General features: G+C 34.0%; 27 protein-coding genes. 18 read left to right on the forward strand and 9 right to left on the reverse strand.

Going from position 1 to position 25930, the window contains the following annotated elements; all coding sequences use genetic code 11:
- Positions 1 to 72 precede the first annotated feature (72 nt).
- Together DM800_RS26785 and DM800_RS26790 are read right to left on the reverse strand one after the other, a co-directional pair.
- A complete protein-coding gene (locus tag DM800_RS26785) occupies positions 73 to 495 on the reverse strand; it encodes a PH domain-containing protein (RefSeq protein WP_147787994.1) in 423 nt (140 codons plus the stop codon).
- Positions 496 to 1008: 513 nt separating this feature from the next.
- Positions 1009 to 1794 (reverse strand): MBL fold metallo-hydrolase, encoded by a 786-nt coding sequence (locus DM800_RS26790; protein ID WP_147787995.1) that lies wholly within the window; start codon positions 1792 to 1794, stop codon positions 1009 to 1011.
- 212 nt (positions 1795 to 2006) lie between these two features.
- Between DM800_RS26790 and DM800_RS26795 the strand changes: the two genes are divergently transcribed.
- Together DM800_RS26795 and DM800_RS26800 are read left to right on the forward strand one after the other, a co-directional pair.
- A complete protein-coding gene (locus DM800_RS26795) occupies positions 2007 to 2771 on the forward strand; it encodes a DUF2087 domain-containing protein (protein WP_064470811.1) in 765 nt (254 codons plus the stop codon).
- Between the two features lie 99 nt (positions 2772 to 2870).
- The gene (locus tag DM800_RS26800) at positions 2871 to 4280 is read left to right on the forward strand and encodes an MATE family efflux transporter (RefSeq protein WP_147787996.1); all 1410 of its coding nucleotides are present in this window, start codon (positions 2871 to 2873) and stop codon (positions 4278 to 4280) included.
- Positions 4281 to 4336: 56 nt separating this feature from the next.
- Here the strand turns inward: DM800_RS26800 and DM800_RS26805 are convergent, their stop codons facing one another.
- On the reverse strand, positions 4337 to 5035 hold the full coding sequence (locus DM800_RS26805) for a peptidase E (RefSeq protein WP_088062949.1): 699 nt from the start codon (positions 5033 to 5035) through the stop codon (positions 4337 to 4339).
- A gap of 490 nt (positions 5036 to 5525) precedes the next feature.
- On the opposite strand from DM800_RS26805, the gene DM800_RS26810 reads away from it, so the two are divergent.
- The 6 genes from DM800_RS26810 (at position 5526) to DM800_RS26835 (ending at position 9301) form a co-directional block, all read left to right on the forward strand.
- Complete coding sequence (locus tag DM800_RS26810; RefSeq protein WP_002108594.1) at positions 5526 to 5924, forward strand: DUF3942 family protein; 399 nt, start codon at positions 5526 to 5528, stop codon at positions 5922 to 5924.
- Between the two features lie 107 nt (positions 5925 to 6031).
- A complete protein-coding gene (locus tag DM800_RS26815; RefSeq protein ID WP_000495070.1) occupies positions 6032 to 6448 on the forward strand; it encodes a BlaI/MecI/CopY family transcriptional regulator in 417 nt (138 codons plus the stop codon).
- A gap of 1 nt (position 6449) precedes the next feature.
- Entirely contained in the window at positions 6450 to 7262 is an 813-nt protein-coding gene (locus tag DM800_RS26820) for a M56 family metallopeptidase (RefSeq protein WP_147787997.1), read from the forward strand.
- Between the two features lie 53 nt (positions 7263 to 7315).
- Positions 7316 to 8029, forward strand: coding sequence for a cytochrome c-type biogenesis protein CcdA (ccdA, locus tag DM800_RS26825; RefSeq protein ID WP_000990445.1), 714 nt, complete (start codon positions 7316 to 7318; stop codon positions 8027 to 8029).
- Positions 8030 to 8047: 18 nt separating this feature from the next.
- Positions 8048 to 8602, forward strand: a complete 555-nt coding sequence (locus DM800_RS26830; RefSeq protein WP_000733169.1) for a TlpA family protein disulfide reductase — start codon at positions 8048 to 8050, stop codon at positions 8600 to 8602.
- 18 nt (positions 8603 to 8620) lie between these two features.
- Positions 8621 to 9301: a prolipoprotein diacylglyceryl transferase family protein gene (locus DM800_RS26835; RefSeq protein ID WP_147787998.1), complete on the forward strand. Its 681-nt coding sequence runs from the start codon at positions 8621 to 8623 to the stop codon at positions 9299 to 9301.
- A 53-nt stretch (positions 9302 to 9354) separates the two neighbouring features.
- Here DM800_RS26835 and DM800_RS26840 read toward each other — a convergent pair whose 3' ends face one another.
- Positions 9355 to 9900 carry a helix-turn-helix domain-containing protein gene (locus DM800_RS26840; protein ID WP_000427657.1) on the reverse strand — a complete coding sequence of 182 codons (546 nt, stop codon included), beginning with the start codon at positions 9898 to 9900 and terminating at the stop codon, positions 9355 to 9357.
- Positions 9901 to 10050: 150 nt separating this feature from the next.
- On the opposite strand from DM800_RS26840, the gene DM800_RS26845 reads away from it, so the two are divergent.
- Both DM800_RS26845 and DM800_RS26850 read left to right on the forward strand, forming a co-directional pair.
- Complete coding sequence (locus DM800_RS26845; RefSeq protein ID WP_147787999.1) at positions 10051 to 11391, forward strand: D-serine ammonia-lyase; 1341 nt, start codon at positions 10051 to 10053, stop codon at positions 11389 to 11391.
- Positions 11392 to 11599: 208 nt separating this feature from the next.
- The gene (locus DM800_RS26850) at positions 11600 to 12847 is read left to right on the forward strand and encodes a DUF445 domain-containing protein (RefSeq protein WP_087983120.1); all 1248 of its coding nucleotides are present in this window, start codon (positions 11600 to 11602) and stop codon (positions 12845 to 12847) included.
- Between the two features lie 29 nt (positions 12848 to 12876).
- On the opposite strand, the gene exsE is transcribed toward DM800_RS26850, so the two are convergent.
- The 4 genes from exsE to DM800_RS26870 are packed head-to-tail and all read right to left on the reverse strand — an operon-like array spanning position 12877 to position 15815.
- Positions 12877 to 13833: an exosporium protein ExsE gene (gene exsE, locus DM800_RS26855; RefSeq protein ID WP_087983118.1), complete on the reverse strand. Its 957-nt coding sequence runs from the start codon at positions 13831 to 13833 to the stop codon at positions 12877 to 12879.
- Positions 13830 to 14900: a hypothetical protein gene (locus DM800_RS26860; protein ID WP_087983115.1), complete on the reverse strand. Its 1071-nt coding sequence runs from the start codon at positions 14898 to 14900 to the stop codon at positions 13830 to 13832. Before DM800_RS26860 ends, exsE begins: the two co-directional genes overlap by 4 nt.
- Positions 14893 to 15336, reverse strand: a complete 444-nt coding sequence (locus DM800_RS26865) for a hypothetical protein (RefSeq protein WP_088082902.1) — start codon at positions 15334 to 15336, stop codon at positions 14893 to 14895. Before DM800_RS26865 ends, DM800_RS26860 begins: the two co-directional genes overlap by 8 nt.
- Complete coding sequence (locus tag DM800_RS26870; protein ID WP_242015944.1) at positions 15333 to 15815, reverse strand: RNA polymerase sigma factor; 483 nt, start codon at positions 15813 to 15815, stop codon at positions 15333 to 15335. Before DM800_RS26870 ends, DM800_RS26865 begins: the two co-directional genes overlap by 4 nt.
- 283 nt (positions 15816 to 16098) lie before the next feature.
- Here DM800_RS26870 and DM800_RS26880 point away from each other — a divergent pair, with 283 nt between their 5' ends.
- The 6 genes from DM800_RS26880 (at position 16099) to cls (ending at position 22534) form a co-directional block, all read left to right on the forward strand.
- Positions 16099 to 16737 carry a response regulator transcription factor gene (locus DM800_RS26880; protein ID WP_088082901.1) on the forward strand — a complete coding sequence of 213 codons (639 nt, stop codon included), beginning with the start codon at positions 16099 to 16101 and terminating at the stop codon, positions 16735 to 16737.
- Between the two features lie 4 nt (positions 16738 to 16741).
- Positions 16742 to 17842: a sensor histidine kinase gene (locus tag DM800_RS26885; RefSeq protein ID WP_060489834.1), complete on the forward strand. Its 1101-nt coding sequence runs from the start codon at positions 16742 to 16744 to the stop codon at positions 17840 to 17842.
- A gap of 137 nt (positions 17843 to 17979) precedes the next feature.
- Positions 17980 to 18918: an ABC transporter ATP-binding protein gene (locus DM800_RS26890; protein WP_001093813.1), complete on the forward strand. Its 939-nt coding sequence runs from the start codon at positions 17980 to 17982 to the stop codon at positions 18916 to 18918.
- A 37-nt stretch (positions 18919 to 18955) separates the two neighbouring features.
- Entirely contained in the window at positions 18956 to 20065 is a 1110-nt protein-coding gene (locus tag DM800_RS26895; protein WP_147788000.1) for an ABC transporter permease, read from the forward strand.
- Position 20066: 1 nt separating this feature from the next.
- Positions 20067 to 21212: an ABC transporter permease gene (locus DM800_RS26900; RefSeq protein ID WP_098133618.1), complete on the forward strand. Its 1146-nt coding sequence runs from the start codon at positions 20067 to 20069 to the stop codon at positions 21210 to 21212.
- 110 nt (positions 21213 to 21322) lie between these two features.
- The gene (gene cls / locus DM800_RS26905; protein WP_147788001.1) at positions 21323 to 22534 is read left to right on the forward strand and encodes a cardiolipin synthase; all 1212 of its coding nucleotides are present in this window, start codon (positions 21323 to 21325) and stop codon (positions 22532 to 22534) included.
- Positions 22535 to 22587: 53 nt separating this feature from the next.
- Here the strand turns inward: cls and pyrH are convergent, their stop codons facing one another.
- A complete protein-coding gene (gene pyrH / locus DM800_RS26910; RefSeq protein ID WP_048543321.1) occupies positions 22588 to 23331 on the reverse strand; it encodes a UMP kinase in 744 nt (247 codons plus the stop codon).
- A gap of 376 nt (positions 23332 to 23707) precedes the next feature.
- Here pyrH and DM800_RS26915 point away from each other — a divergent pair, with 376 nt between their 5' ends.
- On the forward strand, positions 23708 to 24979 hold the full coding sequence (locus DM800_RS26915; protein WP_048543320.1) for a cation:dicarboxylate symporter family transporter: 1272 nt from the start codon (positions 23708 to 23710) through the stop codon (positions 24977 to 24979).
- Positions 24980 to 25003: 24 nt separating this feature from the next.
- A partial coding sequence (locus tag DM800_RS26920; RefSeq protein WP_255447075.1) for a lyase family protein occupies positions 25004 to 25930 on the forward strand: 927 nt, incomplete at its 3' end.

The following is a 25930-nucleotide window of genomic DNA, read 5'->3' on the forward strand; positions in this document are numbered from 1 at the left end:
CTTTAGAATCTTGGCTTTTTTGATATTTATTTTTATGACTTCCATTTGTATTACTACAAGTGCCAAAATATATTATTTGTTAGCAGGCATGTTCAATACTTTCATTTGTGAACAGTTTTCTTTTAAGAGTGAAATGAACTTTTCTTCTTCTTGTGGTACGAAAGTTGTCACAGAATCAAATAAATTGTAATGGATTTCTAATTGCTGCCTAGTCCACTTTTCTGAGCGAAGTGTTTTGCCAGAGTATGTAATATGGCGAATATCTTCAAATGGAATTTCAGTACGCAGTATGAAACCATGTTTTACGACAAGAGATGATTTTGTTACGTCGTAGTGAGAGAAATAGAATGAAGAAAGATTCACGATATTTAACAGCATCATGAGAGTGAAAAAAATAGAATTTTCATTTTGGAAGAATAGCGAAACGAGAAAAATAGTGATAAATAATGTAATAAAAATGACGTGAAATGGATTCTTTTTCGCTTTGAATTTCAAGTTAGTCACCTCGGTTTACGTGTACTCTAACTAAATTAAATCACAACATCGTAATAAAACGTATATATATGCATAATTGCATATTCACACGTTTTATTATTCATGTAAAATTTCCTGATGGGATAAAGTGAAACTTTAATCAGTGGGGGTTTTCTTCATCCCCCACTGATTATTAGTTAAACCAATCGGACTTTTATGGGCAGTTGATCCCCCACCTAACTTCTTTGCTTTCGCTGAATTTTGAGGTGGGGATCTTACTGCCCATTAAAGTGGGATAAATTTAAATGGAATTTTGTAATAGTGGAGAGGTATGAATTGACTTACAAGAATAGAAAGTTAGCGCTAGTCATAATTAGTTGTATAACGGTCATGGGTAGTTGTGCAAATAAATTTGTTGAGGATGGAAATCGAAAGCATATATTTGTACAGGTAAGTAAGGCTTTAGTCGAGGTTATAAATAGAATATATAATGGATAAAAGGTGTTTCCATATACGGAAATACCTTTTTTGTAGTTAAAATTGAATGCTGAAGTTTTGGAATGAGTGAATACCGGTTCCGTGTTGAACGAGGTTGTTATTATTTAAATATTGAATAGCATATTTTACTTCTTTCAAAATAGTAGGCGGAAGACCAAGAGTATGATGTGAGCCGTAAATTTGTTGAATAGGAGAGAGGTTTGTAATTTTGTTTAGAGACTGAACTAAGTCTACAGGATTTGTCGATGGATAAAACGCAAAAATCGTGCCTTCATAAAGTAAATCTCCTGTGAATAAAAACGCAGTTTCATAATCGTATAGGCAAATATGTCCTGGTGAGTGACCTGGGGTATGTATAATTTGAATTTTCCTATTTCCGATATCAATCATATCTCCATCTTGTAGTAATTTTGTTGGTGTCCCTTGGAATGGCTCGAATGTTTCAGGTTGAAATGTTTTAGGTGTAGGTAAAGTAATATCACGAGCGATGTCGTGCCTAATTTGAGTAATAGGAAGTCCTTTTATGCCGTTAATGAGCCAATCTTCTTCTAAAGCATGTACATAGATTTCTTCATATTGTGCGTGGCTACCGATATGATCCCAATGGACGTGTGTTGTGACAACTGTAATGGGTAAGTTTGTTAGTTGGTCCGTTATACGTTTCATATTATCGATACCAAGTCCTGTATCGATAAGAATTGCAGCAGTATCGCCTATAAGTAAGAAGGAATGTACTTTCTCCCAATGTCCATATTCACTAATTGCATATGTATTTTGTGCAATCTGCATTACAGTAAACCAAGGGTCTTGAGGGATAGTCATGTTCTATTCCACATCCTATTGAATGAATTTATATAAGTACATTCGCTTTTCGTTGTATCAAACCCTTTTAATAGATGTTTTTATAAAAGTTTATAAAATTGGTAAACGAAACGTTGAAGTGTTTGTTTGTTTTATGTTAAGATGATGAAGAAATAGCAAACGTTATTGGAGAATGTCTGTTTTTAGATAAACATTTTAAAGGAGTGTTTAGTGTGAGTGATATTTCAGAGAAGTTTTGGGATGCTTCGGTAGAAGAATTGAAGAAAGGGTATGTATTTGAAGCGGAAGCAGAGGAGTATATTTGTTTAGCTTGTGGAGAAGCGTTTATTAAGGGGGTTATTTATCAAGATAATCAGGTTTTGTATGAAGCAGAGAAGTTTGTACAACTGCATGTGCAAAATGAACATACGTCTATGTTTGATTATTTATTAAACCTTGATAAAAAGTATACGGGTTTAACGGATTTGCAAAAGAAAATGGTTCAGTTTTTCCATATGGGGCTGAATGATAAAGAGATTGTAAAAGAGATGGATGGCGGAAGTACATCAACCATTCGTAATCATCGATTTACACTTCGAGAGAAAATGAAGCAAGCGAAAGTGTTTTTAGCATTAATGGAACTGTCAGAAGAAAAATCAAAAGTACAAACGAAATTTGTACCAATTCATAGAACCGCAACGATGGTAGATGATCGCTACAATATTACGGAAGAAGAAAATGATGAAGTATTAAAAGCGCATTTTACAGAAGGATTAGATGGACCACTTTCTACATTTCCGAAAAAGCAAAAGCGCAAATTAATTATATTACGCCATTTAGTGACGAAGTTTGATAGTAATAAAAAGTACACTGAAAAAGAAGTAAATACTATCATAGAAAGAGTATACCCGGATTTTGTAACTTTAAGAAGGTATTTAATCGAATATGGGTTTTTAGATAGAACAGCAGATGGAAGCCAATATTGGGTAAAGTTATGATAATATGGAAAAGAAAATAAATAGAGGCACATTATTATAACAACTATACAAAGAAATAGAAGTTGAAAAACAGATTTTTAATAAAAGGAGAAATGAAATTTGAAACCACCTACAGATAATAATAAAGAAGGTGCGGAGTCACAAAAGTTAGAAAGTGAGAGTAAACCGATTTGGAAATCGATGTCCATGTTTTTAGTACCGTTACTATTAAGTAATGTATTACAATCGATTGGACAATTATTCGGTATGGTAGTAGTAGGAAGATGGCTTGGCGTTAATGATTTAGCGGCTATATCAGCATTCTTTCCACTATTTTTTTTACTCGTTTCATTTGTAATTGGTATTGGTTCAGGGAGTTCTATTTTAATTGGTCAGGCGTTTGGTGCTAAAAACGAAGATCGTTTAAAAGCTATCGTTGGTACGACACTGACATTTACATTTATTATTGGAGTTGTGTTGGCGATTATAGGTAGTATTTTTGCGATGGATATTATGCGCCTAATGGGAACGCCAGAAAATATTATTGATATAAGTGTTCATTATGCACGTATTTTATTTATATCGATGCCAGTATTATTTTTATATTTTGCATACACAACATTTATGAGAGGTACAGGAGATTCTAAAACGCCATTTTACTTTTTAATTGTAAGTACAGCGCTAAATATGATCTTATTACCAATTCTTATTTTTGGATGGTTAGGAGCTCCGAAATTAGATGTGTATGGAGCAGCCTATGCTTCTGTTATATCTACAGTTATTACGTTTATTGTCATGTTGGTGTATTTAAAGAAGAAAAATCACCCACTACAATTAGATAGTACGGTAAGGAAATATCTTCGCATGGATGGGGAGTTATTGAAGCTATTGTTACGACTCGGTATTCCAGCGAGTATTAATATGATATTAGTTTCATTATCTGAAATTGCGGTCATCGCGTTTGTAAATCGTTACGGTTCAGATGCAACAGCAGCTTATGGCGTTGTAAACCAAGTTGCAAGTTATGTACAAATGCCAGCAGTTAGCCTTGGTATTACAGTTTCCATTTTTGCAGCACAATCAATTGGTGCGAATCAATTTGATCGATTGCAAAAAGTTGTGAAGGCCGGAATTATTATGAACTACGTCATAGGTGGTGTGCTAATATCCCTTATTTACTTGTTCTCAAGAGATATTCTATCGCTATTTTTAACGAGTCAAACTACAATTGAAATTGCTCATAGCCTAGTTATGATTACGTTATGGAGTTATTTAATTTTCGGGCATGCGCAAATTATTAGTGCGACAATGCGAGCGAGTGGTACAGTATTATGGCCAACTGTTATCGGAGTTGTATCAATTTGGCTTGTTGAAGTACCTGTAGCGTATTACCTTTCTTACCATACAAGTCTTGGCATAGAAGGGATATGGATTGGGTACCCAGCAGCATTTATTGTCAGCTTAATATTACAGTATGCATATTATAAGCTTTCATGGCAGAAGAAACGAATTACACGACTAGTGAGTTAAATCATGCAAATGTCCCTAAGTTATTATACTTAGGGACATTTTTTGTAAGTGTATGTTTACAAATAGCTTTTTAAAGTGATATCAAAATGTTGTCTAATGAGCTTGTTATCACTCATATAAAACTCCCACGCTTTTTCAGGTTCACCGATAATTTCAAAAGATTCTTCTGTAATATATAAAGCGCAATTATCCTCTAGTGCAATTCCTTCTATATTACCTTGATGATTTTGTAAAAAGGAATGGAAGGCGTTCATTCTATTTAATTGATTATAATGCGGACAAAACCTTTTGTTAACAATTCCCCAACCGTTACACTCTATATAACCAGAACCTTCATAATCTGATCGGATACTAGATGTGAACCAACACATAGCACCGGCGCTATACCCCGCAATGAGCGTTCCTTGTTGCAAAGCAAATAATAATTTTTCATCGAGTTTAAGTTCTTTCCATTCTGTAACCATTTGAATATAGTTCCCGCCACCGAGATAAATTAAATCAGCAGACTGAATCATTTCGTCTATTTCATATTTAGAAGGTGTATCAGCTATAGTACGTAAAATTTGTACTTCACAGTGTAATTGTTTTTCGAACGTCTCTAAAAATAGCTTTATATAGCTTTCATCATCATGACTAGCTGTAGGAATGAATAATACTTTTGGATACTGTTTATTTGTTAATTCTATAAGTCGCTCATTAATAGGCGAGTGATTTGAATCTTGTAAATCACCGCCACCAATGACAGCTAATTTCATAGTAAAGCACCACCTAATCATTTTTGTTATATAAAAATTCGATAGAAGAGAGTAACATTCCTTCTCTCAAGTAATGAATAAGTAGAAAATATAGTTTAAGTATATCGGAATAGTAAAGGTAGTGATAACTATATAGAAAAATGAATTTGAAACAAACTACCCGGCTATTTGCGGGCTGCCCGTAAAATCTTGATTGGTGAGGGCTGATAATCAGTGGGGGATGAACGAAACTCCCATTGATTAAAGTTTCACTTTATCGATATATAATATTTCATACTATTGTTTCAAAATATGGAAACAATATGTTTAAATGGATATAACAAAGCATTAATTCAAATTGAATTAGTGTTTACATTTTAAAAAGGAATCGGAAATAATAGGGATTTTACAAATCGTTTTTTACTTTTAATAGGAACTTGTATTACAATATGGTAAAATTATTTCAATATATTTATTTAATATAAAAATACAAAGAGGGAGCGTGAAAAAGGTGGATTTTCGATTTGAGTTTGCAGCGAAGGTGAAAGAATACTTAGATGATGAGAAGGATGAAAAAATAATAAAAGATGGACATAGAGATATAATTTTTCACTATTTATATGCGTTAGAGGCTGAAATTGGCGTTGTGAAAAATCCTAATTTTACTTTTTTTACATCAGGAAGACGTTCACATATCGTATTAGAAAATGTTGAATTTAAAACAGAGGTAAATGTAAAAAGTAACATCATTGAAATTACAAAAATAGTGGATAATGTCGTTATTCCTTTAGATACTATCGTAGCAAAGGATCGGGAATTATTTGCACTTGGGCGCAATGAGAAGTTTAATGTACAAATTTTAGAGCAGTATCTCTTTGAGACATTTGGAGAGAAATTAGGTTTAAAATGAATGGAATGGCCTGCGTATTTATAGGTAGTGAATTTTAGTGTATATCATTCTTGTTTGACCTTTCATTTAATTTGTACTACAATTTGTAGTGTGAAAGGAGCCATACTATGTTTACTCAAAACTATAAATTAAATGAGCAAGGATTAAATCATTTCTTTGGACCTCTTGAAGCAAAAATTATGGAGATTGTTTGGTCTACCGAGGGTATTACGATTAAAGAAGTGCAGCAGAAATTAAGTGAAGAATCACCTGTGAATTTTAACACTGTTATGACAGTTATGAACAGGTTAGTAGAGAAATTACACTTAGAAAAACAGACGGTGAAAAGAAGTGGCATATATCGTACTGTACAAACAAAAGAAGAATTCTTATCCAATCAAACGAAGAAAATGACACAGGAATTGATGGGGGAATTTGGAGATTTAGTTGTAAATCATATGCTAGATGAGTTAGAGCAGGCTGATCCGACTTTAATAAAAAAATTAGAAGACAAATTGAGTCAGTTAAAAAAAGAGGATCAATGAAATGAAATGGCAAATGCGTAAAATCGTATTGTTAGCAGTAATTGTTAGTACCCTCTTTTTCAGTATGTTAGTGTATTACGTTACATATCCATTTCTGTTTCAAAATAAGGCGTTCTTTCTTTCAAATTTTTGCTTGTTTCAATTAGAACAACATATGAAGGAATTATCGCTCATTCGTATTATAATTGCTGGATTACTATTACTTACAGTACTCATAGTGTGCAAAAGAATGTGGCGACAATTTTTCTATAGTAAAAAATTACAAAAAGTACTTATCCCTTTCATTCGAAAAGGAAAACAAATATATATATTGCCGAACGCGGAAGTTGCGGCATTTACAATTGGGTTATTTCGTCCGAAAGTTGTCATGTCAGAAGGCATGCTTCAAACATTTTCAGATGAAGAAATGGATGCGATTATTTTCCATGAAGAATATCATCAAACTAATCGAGATCCATTAAAATTATTTTGTTTTACGTTATTAGCAGAAGGAATGGTGTACATCCCGATATTAAAAGGGTTATTGCAGCGCTATCATGTGTATCAGGAGCTAGCAGCAGATAAATATGCAATGCAAAAGATGAAATCTTCATTCGAATTAGGTAGTGCGTTATTAAAATTAATTAAAATAAAGACAATGGAAAATCGATGTGTGACAGCTTCATTTGCAAAAACAGCAATAAATTTACGAATCGAGCAAGTGTTAAATGAAAAAGTTGTTAAGCTCAATATTCCATTACATACGAATTCGTTATATGTAACATTAGGTTTATTCTGTATGTCGATTGTACTTATTGTCGGAGAGTGCATATAGCCTCTTTTTTTAAGAATTAACACTACTTATTGTAGTGCTTTAGGGGGAGCAAAATGAATGCAGCAGATTTAACAATTTGGCTTGTAGCTGGGGCAGGGGTATTGTCATTTATATCACCATGTTCTTTACCGCTATATCCATCTTATTTATCATATATTACAGGTGTGTCTATTCAAGATTTAAAAGAGAATCGTGGAATTATGCAAAAATCAGCGATTATACATACCGTATTTTTTATGATCGGATTTTCGGTTATATTTTATGCGTTAGGTTTATCGGTAAGTTGGATTGGAATAACATTTTCATCTAACCAAAAATTGATTCAACAAATTGGTGGGGTTTTTATTGTTTTGATGGGACTGTTTATGACAGGTTTGTTTCAACCTAAGTGGCTTATGGCAGAGAAAAAAGTACAATACAGAAGTAAATCGACTGGATATATTCGCTCGATTTTAGTCGGTATGACATATGCAGCGGGTTGGACGCCATGTGTTGGACCGATATTTTCAGCTGTACTCATGCTTGGTGCGACAAATCCTGAAGGGGCACTTCTTTATATTACCGCGTATACTCTTGGGTTTGCGGTTCCGTTTTTCGTGATGGCATTCTTTATTGGGAAAGTAAAATGGATTGTTACATATGCCAATGTCATGATGAAAATTGGCGGTGGAATGATGATTGTAACAGGGGTTTTATTGTATACAAATCAAATGACGAAAATTACCGCATTCTTTATTCGTCTATTCGGTGGATTTACAGGCTTTTAAAAATGAGGAGGAAGAAAAGTGAAGAAACTAATTGCGATTATACTGGCCGGGGCATTAATTTGGGCCGGAGTTAATTTTTATAATACAAAGAAAGAAGAAAAAGAAAGAAAAGCAAAACAAGCGGAGTTACAAGAAACAGAAGTATTACCACAAGTAGGATTTAAAGCGCCAAACATAACATTAAAAGGGTTAGACGGGAAGCTGTATTCGTTAAATGATGCAAAAGGCAAGCCATACCTTATTAATTTTTGGGCATCATGGTGTGGCCCATGTGAAATGGAGGCACCTGACTTAGTTCGTATGTATGATAAATATAAAAAGGATGTTGAAATTTTTGCGGTAAATGCGACAATTGGAGATCCAGTACAAGAAGCGAGTGCATTTGCAGATCGTCACGGATTTAAGTTTCCTGTTTTACTAGATATGGACGGAGTAGCTGGATTAGATTATAAAGTATTTTCGTTACCAACGACATTTTTTGTTAATAAAGATGGAATTATCGTAGAGCAAGTACGAGGCGTATTACCTCCAGATCAATTAGAAGAGAAATTTAAGAAATTAATTGAGAGTTAAAGAGGGGATTTTGTATTGATGGAGTGGATCGTGAGGTTACAACCCGTATCTCTTATAATTGGAAGTTTATTTGGATTTATGTTGATGAAACGAAAGATGAAGAACGAAAGTGTACCATATGAAAAAATGATGGATGCAGTAACAAATGCCTTTCTTATCATCGTATTTGTATGGAAATTTGCACCGGCAATTTTAAATCCAGTATGGGCCTTTAGGTCGCCATTGCAGGCACTATTAGCTGTAGGAAGTATGCAGCATATTATAGCAGGATGTGTAATTGCGAGTATATACATTGTTTGGAAAAGTAAAAAGGGACAATTTTCGCTTCGTATTTTACTTGATGCATTACCTATTGGACTATGTATGAGCATTATTTTTTATTTTCTATTCAACCACAAAATAGGTGTACAAACGACATTGCCTTGGGGTGTGAAAATATATGAATCAAAATTTTTATATCACCCTATTTTCGTATACGAGATCATCCTCGCCCTTTGTATAATCGGCTTGTTATGGATGAAAAATGAAAGGCTCGGAAATGGAAAGAATATAAGTGTTTTTCTAATAGTTGAGGGAGTTGCTCATATTATTATTTCGTTTATTAGTGAACAACACTCGGTTTTATTCGGTTTATCAATACAGCAAATAATGAGCTTCTTTATTATTAGTTTAGGGATTTTGTTGGTGCCGAAAAAATAAAAAGATAGCCACATATGGAGTGTGTCCGTACGTGGCTATCTTTTTATTATATATTAAAAAATCGGCGGAGTAACAGAAAATAAAACAATGGCATTTTTCTCGAATTGATTTACCCATTTATGTTTTAAATAAGCAGGTATTTTTACGCTATCACCCGTTTCTAATATGTATTCTTCTTCATTTAAATGTAATGTAATTTTCCCGTCTAATACGTATGCTAACTCTTCACCTTTATGTTCTAGTACATTTTCTGATGAAGCTGTATTCGGTGGAACAGTCATAATTGCTGTTGCTAAATTTCCTGTAAAATCAGGTGATAGCAATTCATATGATAAATTATCGATAATCATTTTTTTTCGTTTATGAGAACGTACAATTAAATCGTCTGTATTTGTATCTTCCAATAAAAAGCTAAATGTTGGAACATCAAGAGCTTTAGCGAGTACTTTTAATGTTTGAATAGAAGGGTTAGCAGACCCACGCTCAATTTGACTTAACATAGATGGTGTAATACCTGCCATCGTTGCTAGTTCTTTACTAGTTAAACCTTTTTCTTTTCTTTGCTTTTCAATCTTTTTACCAATATCTATATTTTCCATAATGAAAGGCTCCTTACTAATTATTAAATTATATTTAAATAAATTAAATTAAAATTAACTAAAGTGAATAATTTATGTTAAACTAAATTAAAATTAATTTAATTATAATTTATTGAATCGTAAGCTACAAGGTTATGAGGAGGAAGAGAAATGAAGGGAATAGAGAAATTAAAAGAGGAATATCCACTATTAAATAAATTAATCTCAACAGAAGAAGTGTTTTGGGTGAATCCGAACATGGAAAAGTATGAAACGGCAATAAAAGATTCCCCGTTGAATGAAGGTGATGTAAAAGATGCGGAAGAGAGGTTAAAGCGTTTTGCACCGTACATTGCGAAAGTTTTTCCAGAAACGAAAGAAACGGGCGGCATTATAGAATCACCTTTAGTGAAGATACCTACTATGAAACAGTCTTTAGAGAAAAATTACGGGAAACCTATATTAGGTGAATTACTATTAAAATGTGATAGCGGGCTTCCGATATCAGGGTCAATTAAAGCTAGAGGCGGCATTTATGAAGTGCTGAAGCATGCGGAGAAATTAGCTTTGCAGTATGGAATGTTAACAGAAGAAGATGATTATTCCATTTTAGACAGTGATACATGTAGAGAGTTTTTTGCAAAATACTCAATTGCGGTAGGTTCTACAGGTAATTTAGGACTAAGCATTGGGATTATGAGTGCAAAACTAGGTTTTAACGTAACTGTTCATATGTCAGCAGACGCAAAAGAATGGAAAAAAGATTTATTAAGAAGTAAAGGTGTAAACGTTATTGAATATGAAGCTGATTATAGTAAAGCAGTAGAAGAGGGGCGTCAGCAAGCAGATGCAGATCCTAGCTGTTATTTTGTAGATGATGAAAACTCACATGATTTATTTTTAGGATACGCAGTAGCAGCATCGCGTTTACAAAAGCAATTAAAAGAGTTAGAGATTGTAGTAGATGAAGAGCACCCTTTATTCGTTTACCTTCCTTGCGGAGTAGGGGGCGGACCTGGCGGAGTCGCATTTGGTTTAAAGTTATTGTATAAAGATAACGTGCACTGTTTCTTTGCGGAGCCAACGCACTCTCCATGTATGTTACTCGGTTTAATGACAGGACTTCATGATAAAATTGCGGTTCAAGATATCGGGATTGATAATGTAACAGACGCGGACGGACTAGCGGTAGGAAGACCATCTGGATTTGTTGGTAAAACGATGGAACCATTTTTGAGTGGAAATTACACAGTAAGTGATGAAGAGTTATATAGATTGTTAAAAGAACTAGCTGATACGGAAAATATTTATTTAGAGCCTTCTGCGCTAGCGGGAATGATAGGGCCAGTGAAAGTATGCAAAGAAGATGAGTATTTACAAAAACAACAGTTAACAGAGAAGATGAAGAAAGGTACTCATATTGTGTGGGGAACTGGCGGTAGTATGGTTCCAGGAGATGTGATGAGTGGATATTATAAAACAGGTGAGGAATTAACAATAGTAGAAAAATGAGGCTAGTAGTATAGCCTCATTTTTTATTTATCTCGCATTAACGGGCAATAAGCCCCACTGATTAAAGTTTCACTTTATATGACAAATGTATTATTATAAATTCTTTGTTATTTTCGCATTAGTTCATTATAGTATAGATATAAAGAATTAATATCAAATAAACATAACAAAAAAGCTTTATTTTACATAATAAGAGGATGTGTATACGATGTCATTACAGACTAAATATATAGCGGGTATTTCGCTTGGGGTTATGGGAGTAGGTTTTGCGGCTTCTATCCCTTTTCAAGGAACGGTAGCTGGAGAGATTATACAAGGGGGATTTGAAGCTGGATTAGTTGGTGGACTTGCGGATTGGTTCGCAGTTACAGCATTATTCCGTCATCCGATGGGAATTCCAATTCCTCATACAGCGTTATTACCTAAAAATCGTAAACGAGTAACGAAAGGGCTCATTCATACGTTAGAAAATGAGTGGCTGACGAAAGAAAGTATTACGAATAAAGTAAAAGAAATGCAGCTAGCGCAAATGGTACTGCAAATCGCTGAGAGAGAAATGCAGTCTGACGCTGTGAAAAAGGGAATTGTAAAAATTGCTGAGAAGGCGATTGTTACAATAGATACGGAAAAGTTAGCGGTTATTATTGAAAAAGAATTAAAAACGTATTTGCATACAATTAATACAAGTAACATATTACAAGTGCTTGTTGATCAATTGGTAGTGCAAGAGTACGATGAAAAGACACTGGATTACATATTAGTAAAAGTGAAAGATTGGACAGCGCAAGATGAAGCACGTTACCAGCTCGGAAGCTTAGGTATGAAGGCGATGGAAAACATAAAAGTAGATGGATTTTTACAGTTTACTTTGAAATCGTTTATGAATATTGTAGATGAAGATAAAATTGGCGGCATTTTGCAGAAATTTATTATTAGCAATATTAACAGCTTACAAGATGCAGATAATAGTACGAGACAACTTATATTATCGAAAATTCGTCAAGAAATTATAAATGTAAAAGAAAATGAAGCTTTACTACAAGAATTAGAAAATTGGAAAGAAAAATGGATTGCCAATTGGAATGCTACTGACAAAATTAAAGAGATGCTGGAGCAAGTGCAACAAAGGGCAATTACTTTTGTGAAAAACGAAGAGTTTACGGATAAATATGTTATTCCATTTTTACAAACACAAATGAATAAAATAAAAGAAGATGAACAGACTGTTCAAAAAATAGAAGATTGGTTACAAAAACAAGTTGTCACACTTGTGGAAAAGAATCATTCGAAAATCGGAAAACTTGTACAAGAAAACCTTGATAAGTTAGATGATAAAACGTTAATTGAAATGATTGAAAATAACGTCGGTAAAGATTTACAGTGGATCCGAGTAAACGGGGCTGTTTGCGGATTTATGATTGGATTAGTGTTAGAAGGAATTAAAGCGATTATATGAGAAAAACCTTCCACAATTGTGGAAGGTTTTTATTTTTCAATAATACTCATATTGATATTATAAGCTTTTTCAATATTTAACTTGTACGTCCCATTGCCTGTTTTAATTGAATTTTTATACCAATGTTCTTGTTCGTTGAATTCTTTATTTTCTTCTGAAGTATTCTCTTCTTTTTTCGTTAAATCTTCAACTTGTTCCCAAGGTGTGTTTCCGTGGGATTCTTTTTTGTTTGTTATGGCGATTAAAGATACATCGCTTTCTTTTGCTAAATGAACAGATACATGTGAACTTTCTTGTACAAACCAATTATTTTGTAATTGACCAGGATAAAGGGATAGTTCGTTATTTGAAGCACGAACTTCTACATTTTTATTTTGCGGAAGAACGAGTGTCGGTTTGACTTGTGGTGCTGAATTCCATAACGTATGTTGAACGGGTAATGATTTTAAAGTAATATACATCGTTTCCCCAGCTGTTTGAACCGAAAGGAAATCTTCTTGTTTTAAATTAAGTTTTTCATTAGTTTTCGTCGTCATTTCATATGTTCCAAGAAGGTGAATTTGATTTGTATCATTTCCCTCTATTGTTAGAGGGTGCTGTCCTGCATCCACTACAATTTTTTTGATAGATTCAGGTATATCAATTTGTCCACTTGGAATATTGCTCGTTTGGCGAGTGGTATGAATAGAATGACGAACTTCATCTAGTAATCCAGTTGATAATAAACAGTAAAAAGCAATTCCAACGCTTCCTAAAATGCCGATAAAGAAAATACTAAAAATATCATATTTAATAAAGGATTGTTCCTTTTTAGAAAATAGAAGGTATAGTAAAATTTCCACGCCAAGAATAATAAGTAAAACAGGCCACCATGCTGTTAAGGAATCTAATACCTCAGTACCTTTTACAACTGAAAATAGTAAGAAGCAACCTAATGAAATAATAGAAAGCCCCATTGAAAATGTTCCAACGCGCCATGTTCTCATTCTTTTGTACCACCTTTGTTTTCTTTATTTCCAAGTAACAATTTAAAGCCGCCACCAATTAAGAGGAGTGCAACGATAGATGTTTGGAAATAGCGATAATATAGCTCGCTAAGATGAATGTTAAATATAGTTGCAAAGTAATCATTCAAAATAGGAAGGAGTGTTTGATCTAATAAATAATAACCACCGAGTGTAATTAACCCAATACCGATCCATCTTTGATGATTGATAAAATAATCAATGATAGGTTCGTCATGTACACGTTCTTTTCCATACTTTGCAGTTTGCTGTAAAGCGTCAAAGAAGCTATAGAACCAAATGATTGGTACTAAAAATAAAAACGCTGAAAGTCTTAATAAGTCGAGTAAATAGATGGAAAGTAAAAAGGCTGCCATAAGCTGAAGACCGCGGCGTTGTAAGCCTAAATACATATGTCCCGCTCCAGGGAACATCGCTAAAATAGAAGCGAATGTTTTATTCTTCTTTCCTTGTTCACGATGCTCTTCAAACTCTTCGAAAATAGTACGGTCATCTAGTTGCTCGCCACGTTCTTTTTTCTGGAGTTGCTGAACAACATCGAAGAAATTGTAAATCCATAAAACAGGTAATGTTATAAGGAAGATAAGGAAACTTTCTTGTGATGTTAAAAGTGCAACGAAAATAATCATACTTCCGATCCCTGTGCAAGCTACTAAAAATGTAAGTCCACGTTGCATAAGCCCTAATTGGAAATGACCAAGTCCAGGTATGATGGATAGGAGAATGATATAAAATCGTTCGCTTTCTTTAGAGGAATCTGTTAATTCTCCGGCTGCTTGTTTTTTTGATTGGTTAATAATAGTGATAACTAAATCTAGTAAATTGACCACCCATAACACGACTAGTAAAAATAGAGAGATAAAAGCCAACTCACGCGCTATTAATTCTACTACGCAAAAAACTGCAAAAGAAAATAGTAATAAAGCCCCTCCGCTATATAAAATAAACCGTCCAAACTTCTTTAAATATAAATGTCCAAGCCCAGGAATTAGCCCTAATACAAGTGCTAAAAAGGGATTTTTATTCATGCTTTGAACCTCCGTCCTTTTTTGATGTATCTACCGATTTGTTTACAATTTGTTGTGAAATAGAAGACTCGTTATGTTTTGAAGATTTCTCGAAATTTGATGTCGCTGTGAAAATATACTGGAATAAACCACTTACCATAAAAATAATTGTAGCTGCGGTCGCAATTATGTAGTGAATAATCGTTCGCTTTAATGAGTTTGTTTTTATATTTTCATTAGGTTGTAGCGTTTCAAAATCAATTTGCGTCATAACTTCATTCGTAAATGAATCATCATTTATCATTGGAAGGTTTTCATGTTGTTCATCGATACTTTCCATATAAAGTGCTAAACAATGATCACATTCATAAAGGTGTTCTTCCATAGATTCACGTTCATTGCTTTCTATAAAATCTAAAGTATAATTGCGCCAATCTTCTTTTGAATAATGCGTCATAGAAACTCTTCCTCCTTCCAATGTTTTTTAATCCACTTTCTTGCCCGATACAGTTTCATTTCGACTGTTTTCACTTCGATGTTTTCCTGCAAAGCAATTTCTTGATAGCTTTTTTCTTCTAAGTAATGTGAGAGAACGATGTCACGGTAATTCTCGGGAAGTTCTCTCAGTTTTTGAGCAATGAGTAATTTTTGCTCTTTCGTCAATAATAAATCCTCAACGTTATGAGAGGATTTTATATTTTCCTCAGTTTCTTTACATAAGGAGAGTTCTTCATTTTCTCTAGCTTTTTTCCTCTTATAATCAATAGCGTGATTGGTGGCAATACGCGCCATCCAAGTTTTTAATCCGCGAAATTGATAATTAGGGAGAGAGGCGTGAATTTTTACGAATACTTCTTGTGTAACATCTTTCGTATCTTCTTCATGTCTTAAAATAGAAAAGATAACTTGAAAAATATAATGACGATATGTTTGCACAAGGATACGAAAAGCGTGTTCGCTTCCTTGCTGTGCTTTTTCAATTAATTGTTTTTCCTCAATGGGTCTCTCCCTCCTTTTTGACGCATTCTATTATATAGACGTAAGAAATGATCGGTCACCCTACACATGTTGTAAAAAAAGAATAATATATTTTTAGGAAGGAAGCTATATGAAAAAAGGTGTGAAAAAATGGTAAAGAGAAGTATATAATGAGCAAGTAGGAAATGTTACGTGAAGAAAGGATGTGAATGTTAGTAGGGGAAGGTCCACACTAACAAACATGAAAATTAAAATATTAATAGCAGATGATAATTCTTTTATTAGAGAAGGCATGAAAATTATTTTAAATACATATGAAGAGTTCGAAGTTGTAGATACAGTAAATGATGGGAAAGAAGCAGTGGACTATTGCAAAAAGAACGACGTTGATATCGCTCTTTTAGATGTCCGCATGCCAAATATGAACGGGGTAGAGGCAACGAAATTCATTTGTGAAGGGACGAAAACGAAACCGCTAATTTTAACGACGTTCGATGATGATGAATATATTTTGGACGCAGTAAAAAACGGGGCGAAAGGTTATTTATTAAAAAATAATGATCCAGAGCGTATTCGTGATGCAATAAAAGGAGTATATAACGGTCAAACTGTTATGCAAGATGTAGTGCTTGATAAAATTAAGTGCAATTTAATGGAAAGCAAAGAGGACGAATGTAAAATAGATACAAGTCTTTTTACAGAAAGAGAACTTAGTATTATCGCATTAATTGCGAAAGGTTTCTCGAATAAAGAAATTTCAAAGCAACTTTTCATATCAGAAGGAACGATTGCAAATTATATTACATCAGTTTTAGGGAAAACTGGACTTGAACATCGCACACAAATTGCGATTTATTATTTAACAGGGAAAGTAGATTAAAGATATGGAATTTTGGTTAATTGTAAGTAAATTAATTGTCTTTATATATATTGTGTTTAGTTACATTTATTTAAATGTTGTGAACTTACCATGGATTATACTTACTTTGCTTTTATATCTTTCTGTAAATGTGCTGATCTCTATATTTAAACAAGATACGTACAAAAATATATTATCTAGTCTGTCAATTGGCATAGTTATGTTATTTACATGGAAGGTTCATCCGTTTTTTATTTTATTTTTACCATTGAACTTATATGAAGTTATATTTCGTTATATAGAGAAGAAATGGCAGCTCTTTATCATTATGATGATTCCTATTATCTTTACAGAAGAAAGTATTCGAATGACATATGGATTAATTGTTACATTTTCTTTCATCGTATTAGCTATGGCAGAACGGTATATATCGCGTGTATTAAAGCTTGAATCACAAAATGATAAGATGCGAAAAGATATGCAGCGGCTGACGAAAAGCTTAAATGAAAATAAAGAGTACATAAAGCAATCAGAGTACACATTTAAGTTAGAAGAGAGAAATCGGTTGTCACAAGAAATTCATGATAAAATTGGCCACTCGATGACAGGGGCGCTAATTCAAATGGAAGCAGCAAAGAGATTAATGGGGATAGATAAAGAAAAATCTGCCGAGTTATTACAAAATGCAATTCATATATCGAAAGATGGAATTGAAAGTATTCGAGTTACATTAAAAAATATGAAGCCACCAACGGAGCAAATTGGCATTCATCGTATGAAATTATTCATAGAGGAATTTGCCGGTAAGCATGATATAAATATCCCTTTCGTATATAAAGGGAATTTAGATATGATCTCACCGATTCAGTGGAAGATTATCGGTGAAAATGTTACGGAGGCACTAACGAACGCGATGAAATATGCTGATGCGACAGTCATTTCAATCGATATTCATGTACTTAACAAGATGGTGAAAGTACAAGTGAAGGATAACGGAAAAGGTGCAGCTCTCGTTAAGAAAGGTCTCGGGATTATGGGGATGGAGGAGCGAACAGCATCAGTAAACGGAAAAATTATTGTAGATGGAACAAGTGGCTTTTCAGTAACGATGCTGTTGCCGATATAAGAAAATGGGACGAAGATGAATCATCTCATATGAAAAAAGTGAATAATCTCATGTGAAAAGAATGAACTTCTGCACTGAGCAGGTTCATTTTTTTTGTTTATAATGAATAGCAGAGAAACCGAAATAGGGGTGAAATGATGAATACATTAGAAATTAAAAATTTAACGAAAAAATTTGGTGATTTCATCGCGGTAGATAATATGTCTTTATCTATTAAAGAAGGAGAGATATTTGGCTTTTTAGGATCAAATGGTGCTGGTAAGAGTACAACGATAAATATGATTGCTGGGTTGTTAAGAAGTAATGAAGGTGAAATTAGCATATTAGGAAAAAATATAAAGAAACATAATCGATTTGCGAAGATGAATATCGGTATCGTTCCGCAAGATATTGCGATTTATGAAGAGTTAACTGCCTATGAAAATGTGAAATTCTTTGCTGGACTGTACGGGTTAAGAGGAGCTGAACTAAAAGCGAGAGTAGAGGAAGCACTTCAATTTGTGGGACTTAGTGATAAACATAAAAGTTACCCGAAAAACTTTTCAGGCGGGATGAAACGAAGACTGAATATTGCTTGTGCGATTGCTCATAGACCGAAGTTAATTATTATGGATGAGCCGACAGTTGGAATTGATCCACAGTCAAGAAACTATATTCTCCAGTCGGTTCGAAAATTAAATGAAATGGGCAGCACTATTATTTACACGAGCCACTATATGGAAGAAGTAGAAGAGATTTGTACGAAAATAGCAATTGTAGATCACGGTAAAGTGATTGCAGAAGGAACGAAAGAGCAGTTAAAAGCGATTATTACTGATACGAAAGACATTTGGGTTGAAGTGAAGTCAGTAGAAAATTTAGATGTAGAAAAGTTAAAAGAGATAAACGGTGTGAAAGCTGTTCAAGTTGAAGAGAACGTAATCAAGGTAAACTCGGATGCAGGAGTAAATAATTTAAATAAAATTATTCAGCATTTCATTAATCATGACATTGAAATTCGTTCATTAGAGGAGCAGGCCCCGAACTTAGAAACAGTATTCCTTACGTTGACTGGAAGAAACTTACGAGATAAATAAAAGGTAAATGAAGAAAAGGTAAAGGGAGGTTCATCAATTGAACATCTTCAATATTGCAGTTATGCATATTAAAAGAGATTTCAGAGACGTAAGAACTTTAGTTTTTATGTTAGCATTTCCGATTGTACTAATGCTTGTGTTAGGAACAGCGTTAACGAATGCATTTGATAGCGATAGTCAAGCGATTAAAGATATACAAGTGCTCTACAAAGATGAAGCGAGTAGCACATTTTCTCAAACGTTCGAAGCATTTACGAAAGAAGTCGATAAATCGGGTATTCATTTTAAAAAAGCTTCAGGCAGTATAGATGGGAAAGAAGAAGTGAAGCAAAATAAATATGCTGCTTATGTAGAATTAAATAAAGATGGTGCGAAATTTTACGGAAGTGACAAAAGTAGTATTGAGGGAAGTATTGTGGAAGGCATGCTTACAACATTTATTGATAAGTACAATGTAGCGGCCGAAGTTGCAAAAGTTGATCCTAGTAAGGTGAGCGCGGGTATTTCAAGCGGAAATCATAATGATTATATAAAAGAAACATCTTTACAAGCTGCGAAAAAGCCAGGTTCTATGGATTACTATGCGGTTGTAATGACGACGATGATTGCACTATATGCTGCGATGGGAGCGAGTTCTTTAATTCGTGGAGAACGAATACGTAAAACAGGAGATCGCCTCATTGCTGCGCCTATAAGTAAGGCTGAAATATTCATTGGAAAAGTACTTGGTAGCCTAGTAGCAAATGCTCTTTGCGTATTACTTGTCATGTTATTTAGTAAATTTGTCTTTCAAGCGAATTGGGGCGAACATCTTGGAATCATATTTATTATTTTATTAACACAAATCTTTCTAGCAATTAGCTTCGGTTTAGGGATTGGATATATTACAAAAACAGCTGAATCATCGAGAGCGATTATTCTTGTAGTTGTGCAATTAGCCTCTATTTTTGGTGGTGCATATTTCGTAATAGAAGAAAATTTCGTTACGAATTTATCACCATTAACGTGGGCAAACACAGCTGTTATGAAAATTATTTATGCAAATGATGTAGGAGCAGCGCTGCCAGTAATATGTTTAAATCTTGGCATTTCGGCACTCTTTTTATTAATTGCAATTATTGCATTACGTAGACGGGAGGGGCTATAGTATGAAAGATATTTTATGGCTCATACAAAAAACGTTATCTGTACTTTTGAAAAATAAAAAAGGGTTATTCATTATTATTAGTTTGCCGATAATTGGAACATTAATCTCCTTCTCAATGTATGGGAATGTCGGGCAAGGGACGTTAAATATCGGGGTTATAAATAAAGAAAATCAATCTATAGCAAATGATACGGTGAAATTTTTAGAAGGATTAAATCATGTAAAGGTAAGTAAAATTAAAGAATCTGAAGTAGAAGATAAACTCACTTCCAAAAAACTTGATGGAGTTATTACATTAGATTCTGGTTTTTCAAAAAGTGTTCGAGAAGGGAAACCAAATCATATTGAAATTTCATCGATTAAAGGTGATCAAGTAACAGGATTTATAAAATCATATTTATACAATTATATTGATAATGTAGCAGCTATTAGTAAAGTAGCAGGAACAGATCAAAGTGCATTTGATAGTATGTACGCAGGATATCAAAAAGGTTCATTTAAAATGAAAACTGAGACGCTAGAAGATACTTCGAAAAATAAAGATATGACAAACCAAACGATGGGTTATCTTATTATGTTTATGCTATTTTCAGCAGCGAACTTATCAGGTTATATTTTAAAAGAAAAAGAAAATAGAACGTATTTTAGACTCTTATCAACACCAATAGATGGGAAGAAATTCATATTATCTAATGTCGGGGTAAATATGATGATATTAACAGTACAAATTCTGATTACAATCCTATTCCTAACGAATGTTTTTCATACGAATATCAATATGCCTTTCATAGTGATGCTTGGCGTACTCATGCTATTTGCTTTAATAGCGATTGGAATATCGTTAGTGCTTGTCGCTTTTTCGAAAAACTCAGCATCGGCAAATGCACTGCAAAATATGATCATTGTACCGACATGTTTACTCGCTGGATGCTATTTTCCGTATGACATTATGCCGAAAGCAGTGCAAAAAGTAGCTGATTTTCTTCCGCAAAGATGGCTATTAGATACGGTATCAAAACTACAACAAGGAATTCCGATTTCAGATTTGTATTTAAATATATTAATCTTAATTGCCTTTGCGGTAGCATTCTTCTTAATTGCTATTTATAAGTTTGGAAGAAATAATGATACGAGAAACTTTGTTTAATATGAAAAGGGTGTGACGTTAAGTCACATCCTTTTTTGTATGAAGCATGAAATCTAAATTGGAATGACAAAATAGAAGGGTAGAAAGAAAATGAGCGGAAGGAAATCAAAATGATTAAAAAAATATTGCGAGTTACTTCTATTATTATTGCTATTGTTGTTTTTATTTTAATTTGGATGCATATCGATGTTACTTTAGGTAGGAAAATGGAAGCTGGGAAAAACATGCCGACAGAGTATGCACCTCATTATAGTGATTTTCAATTATTTGTAGAAGGAAAGTCATTTTATAAACAGTTATTTACTGATATAAGGGAAGCGAAGCAATCTATTTACACGTACTTTTTTATTTTGTCGGATGATAAAAGTAGCCATACTTTTTTAAACTTATTAAAAGAGAAGGCAAAAGAAGGAGTAAACGTCTATTTATCCGTTGATCGCATTAATGATTTATCATTTGAAAGCAAGATGATAAGTGAATTGCGGGAAAGTGGTGTACATTTTACATATAGTAGAAAACCTGAATTGCCATTCGGATTTTATTCACTTCACCATCGTAATCATCGCCGTATTACGACGATTGATGGGGAGATTGGCTATACAGGTGGTTTTAATATAGGAGATGAGTATTTAGGGAAAGATAAGCATTTTGGATATTGGCGTGACTATCATGTGCGGATAAGAGGAGAAGGAGCGAAAGATTTAGAAGAGCAATTCGCTTTAGATTGGAAACGAGATACGAAAGAAAATATAAAAAGAAGTACGAATAAAGCGAGTAAAGGGAATACATTACATACGATGACTAGCTACAATGGACATTACGTGGCTGAAAAGTATATCGAATTAATAAAACAAGCGAAGCATTCAATCGTAATTACAACACCTTATTTTATAGCGAAAAATAAAGAATTTATGAATGCTTTAATTGAAGCGCAAAAACGTGGTGTTACAGTGAAAATACTTTGGTCATATAAACCAGATATTCCTCTCATTAAAGAGGCAGCGTATCCTTATATTCGTCAAGCTGTTAATAATGGAATTAAAGTATATGGTTATAAAAAAGGAATGTTTCATGGGAAGTTAATGATAATTGATAATGAACTAACTGTTATCGGTACAACGAACATGACTGCACGTAGCTTTTATATGAATGATGAGATGAATTTGTATATTCACGGTGGGACTATCGTATCAGAAGTGAATGAGGCATTAACAAAAGATTTTCGTGATTCGAAAGAGATGACGAAACAATTTTTTGAGAAGTTATCGTTTTGGGAGCGTTGTAAGGAGAAAGTGGCAGGATTAGTGGATTTTTATTTATAAAGGTTAATGAAAAAGGATGTCTTTTATAGACACCCTTTTTTAATGAGAGATAATTAGTTTTCATGCACAAGCAATGAAGCATCATCATTAATCAATGTCCCCACATGCTCCCCTAAGCAAATTCTTTTCATTACACCAGGCTCATCAAAGTTAAAGACGTGTGCTGGTAAATTGTAATCACGAGCAAGTAATAAAGCGGCTTGATCCATGACTTGAATGTTTTGCCTAACAACATCGTTATAGTTTAGTTTTCTGTACATTTTTGCTGATTTATTATGTTTTGGATCACTAGTAAAGACGCCATCTACTCCTTGTTTTGCGACTAATATTGCGTCACTATTCATTTCAATGGCTCTTTGAACACTTGGATAATCTGTCGTAACGAACGGCTGCCCGTTACCGCCGCCAAAAATGACAACATAACCGTTATCTAAATGATGTACTGCTCTGAGGCGAATATAAGGCTCTGCTACTGCATTAAACGGGATGGAAGTCATAACGCGTACTTCTTTATTTGTTTTACTTGTTAAGACGCCGCGAAGCATTAAGCTGTTAATGATTGTACCTAACGTACCGATATTATCAGCTTCTACTCGATCAATGCCCCATTCTTCAGCTAGATGACCTCTGAAAATGTTACCGCCGCCGATGACAATGGATACTTCGATACCTAAGTCAATAATGGATATAATTTCGTTTGCGATATGTTCTAATCTTTTGGAGTTAAAGCTATTTCCGGATTGATCAGCAAGTGCGCCGCCGCTTAATTTAATTAAGACTCTTTTATATGGCTTCATAACAATTCCCCCTATATAGATCGCAATAAAAAAGGAACAAAGGCAAATGCCTTTGTTCCTTTTTAAGAAAATGAAGAAGAAAAGAAGAAGATAGGACGAATTTTTGTACATAATTTTTCATACCATCCACTCCTTTTCATTTCGATTTATTGTAAGTGTATATCTTTTTGATTATACGAAACAATCTGATTACTTATCAAGTATATTGTATCTCTTTTTAATAAAAAGGTGTCAATGAAAAAGAAAAGAAAAATTTTCGAATTTTTTGTGACGAACTTGTAGGTTTTTGTATGATTTTGTAGGTTCGCTTATAAGATGTGTGAGTAGCTTTTATAAATTCAAATTGAAAGCGTTCGCATGAAGGGGATGAACATAAATGAAAAAATTCGGATTGGCAACACAAATTTTTGTCGCGCTTGTTTTAGGGATTGTAGTAGGGGCAGTCTTTTATGGCAATAAAACGGCGATTTCTTATATCACACCAATTGGGGATATATTTATTCACTTAATTAAAATGATTGTAGTACCGATTGTTATTTCAGCATTAATTGTTGCAGTAGCTGGTGTAGGAGATATGAAGAAGCTTGGGAAACTAGGTGGTAAGACAATTCTTTATTTCGAAATTATTACGACGATTGCTATTTTAATGGGATTACTTGCGGCGAATATATTCCAACCAGGTACTGGCGTTGATATGAGTAATTTACAGCAAAGTGATATTTCTTCTTATAAACAAACGGCAGATGCTACAGAGAAGAAAGGATTCGCTGAGACGATTGTTCATATTGTACCGAAAAACGTATTTGAATCGATTTCACAAGGTGACTTATTACCGATTATTTTCTTCTCCGTATTATTCGGTTTAGGAGTTGCGGCAATTGGGGAAAAAGGGAAGCCTGTCTTTAACTTCTTTGAAGGTGTACTCGAAGCGATGTTTTGGGTTACAAATCAAGTTATGAAATTTGCACCATTTGGTGTATTCGCATTAATTGCGGTTACGGTTGCAAAATTTGGTGTAGCAACACTACTTCCTTTAGGAAAACTAGTGCTAGCTGTATACGTAACTGTTATACTATTCGTTGTGATTGTATTAGGTATTAATGCACGAATGGTTGGCGTAAACATTTTTACATTAATGAAAATTTTAAAAGAAGAACTCATTCTTTCATTTACGACAGCAAGTTCAGAAGCTGTTTTACCTAATATAATGAGAAAAATGGAAGAATTCGGTTGTCCAAAGGCAGTTGCCTCTTTCGTAATTCCGACAGGTTATACATTTAACTTGACTGGATCGGCTATTTATCAAGCGTTAGCAGCATTGTTTGTTGCACAAATGTACGGTGTGCACATGTCACTGACAGAGCAAATAACGTTATTATTCGTTCTCATGTTAACATCCAAGGGTATGGCGGGAGTTCCAGGTGCATCGTTCGTTGTTGTATTAGCAACGTTAGGTTCAATGGGGTTACCACTAGAAGGTATCGCGTTAATTGCGGGAATTGACCGCATTTTAGATATGATTCGCTCATCTGTCAATGTATTAGGAAATGCATTAGCGGCCATTGTTATGTCGAAGTGGGAAGGCGAATTCGATGATGAGAAAGCAAAACAATATGTAGAAACAGTCAAAGAAACAAAAGCAGCATAAGAAATCGTTAAGGAGTGAATAATCATGGCAACATTAACTGAAGTTAAAAATGGTGTTCGAATTGAAAAAGATTTTTTAGGTGAAAAAGAAGTACCGAATTATGCATACTACGGCGTACAAACAATGCGTGCAGTTGAAAACTTCCCAATTACAGGATATAAAATCCATGAAGGTTTAATTAGAGCGTTCGCAATTGTAAAAAAAGCTGCAGCGCTTGCTAATACAGATGTAGGAAGATTGGAATTGAGCAAGGGCGGCGCGATCGCAGAAGCTGCTCAAGAAATTCTTGATGGAAAATGGCATGATCATTTCATCGTAGATCCAATTCAAGGCGGAGCAGGTACTTCAATGAATATGAACGCAAATGAAGTCATGGCCAATCGTGCTCTTGAATTATTAGGAATGGAAAAGGGAGACTATCATTATATTAGTCCAAATAGTCATGTAAACATGGCGCAATCAACAAACGATGCATTCCCAACGGCGATTCATATCGCAACATTAAACGCATTAGAAGGTTTATTACAAACGATGGGGTATATGCATGATGTATTTGAATTAAAAGCAGAGCAGTTCGATCATGTTATTAAAATGGGTCGTACACATTTACAAGACGCTGTGCCAATTCGTCTTGGACAAGAATTTAAAGCGTATTCCCGCGTACTTGAACGTGATATGAAACGTATCAAGCAATCACGTCAACATCTATATGAAGTAAATATGGGAGCAACTGCAGTTGGTACAGGCTTAAATGCAGATCCAGAATATATTGAAGCAGTTGTAAAACATTTAGCTGCAATCAGTGAATTACCACTTGTTGGTGCAGAAGACTTAGTAGATGCAACGCAAAATACGGATGCATACACAGAAGTATCAGCAGCACTTAAAGTATGTATGATGAATATGTCTAAAATTGCGAATGACCTTCGTCTAATGGCATCAGGTCCACGC

The sequence above is a fragment of the Bacillus sp. AY18-3 genome (genome assembly GCF_008042305.1).
Classification (GTDB): Bacteria; Bacillota; Bacilli; order Bacillales; family Bacillaceae_G; genus Bacillus_A; species Bacillus_A wiedmannii.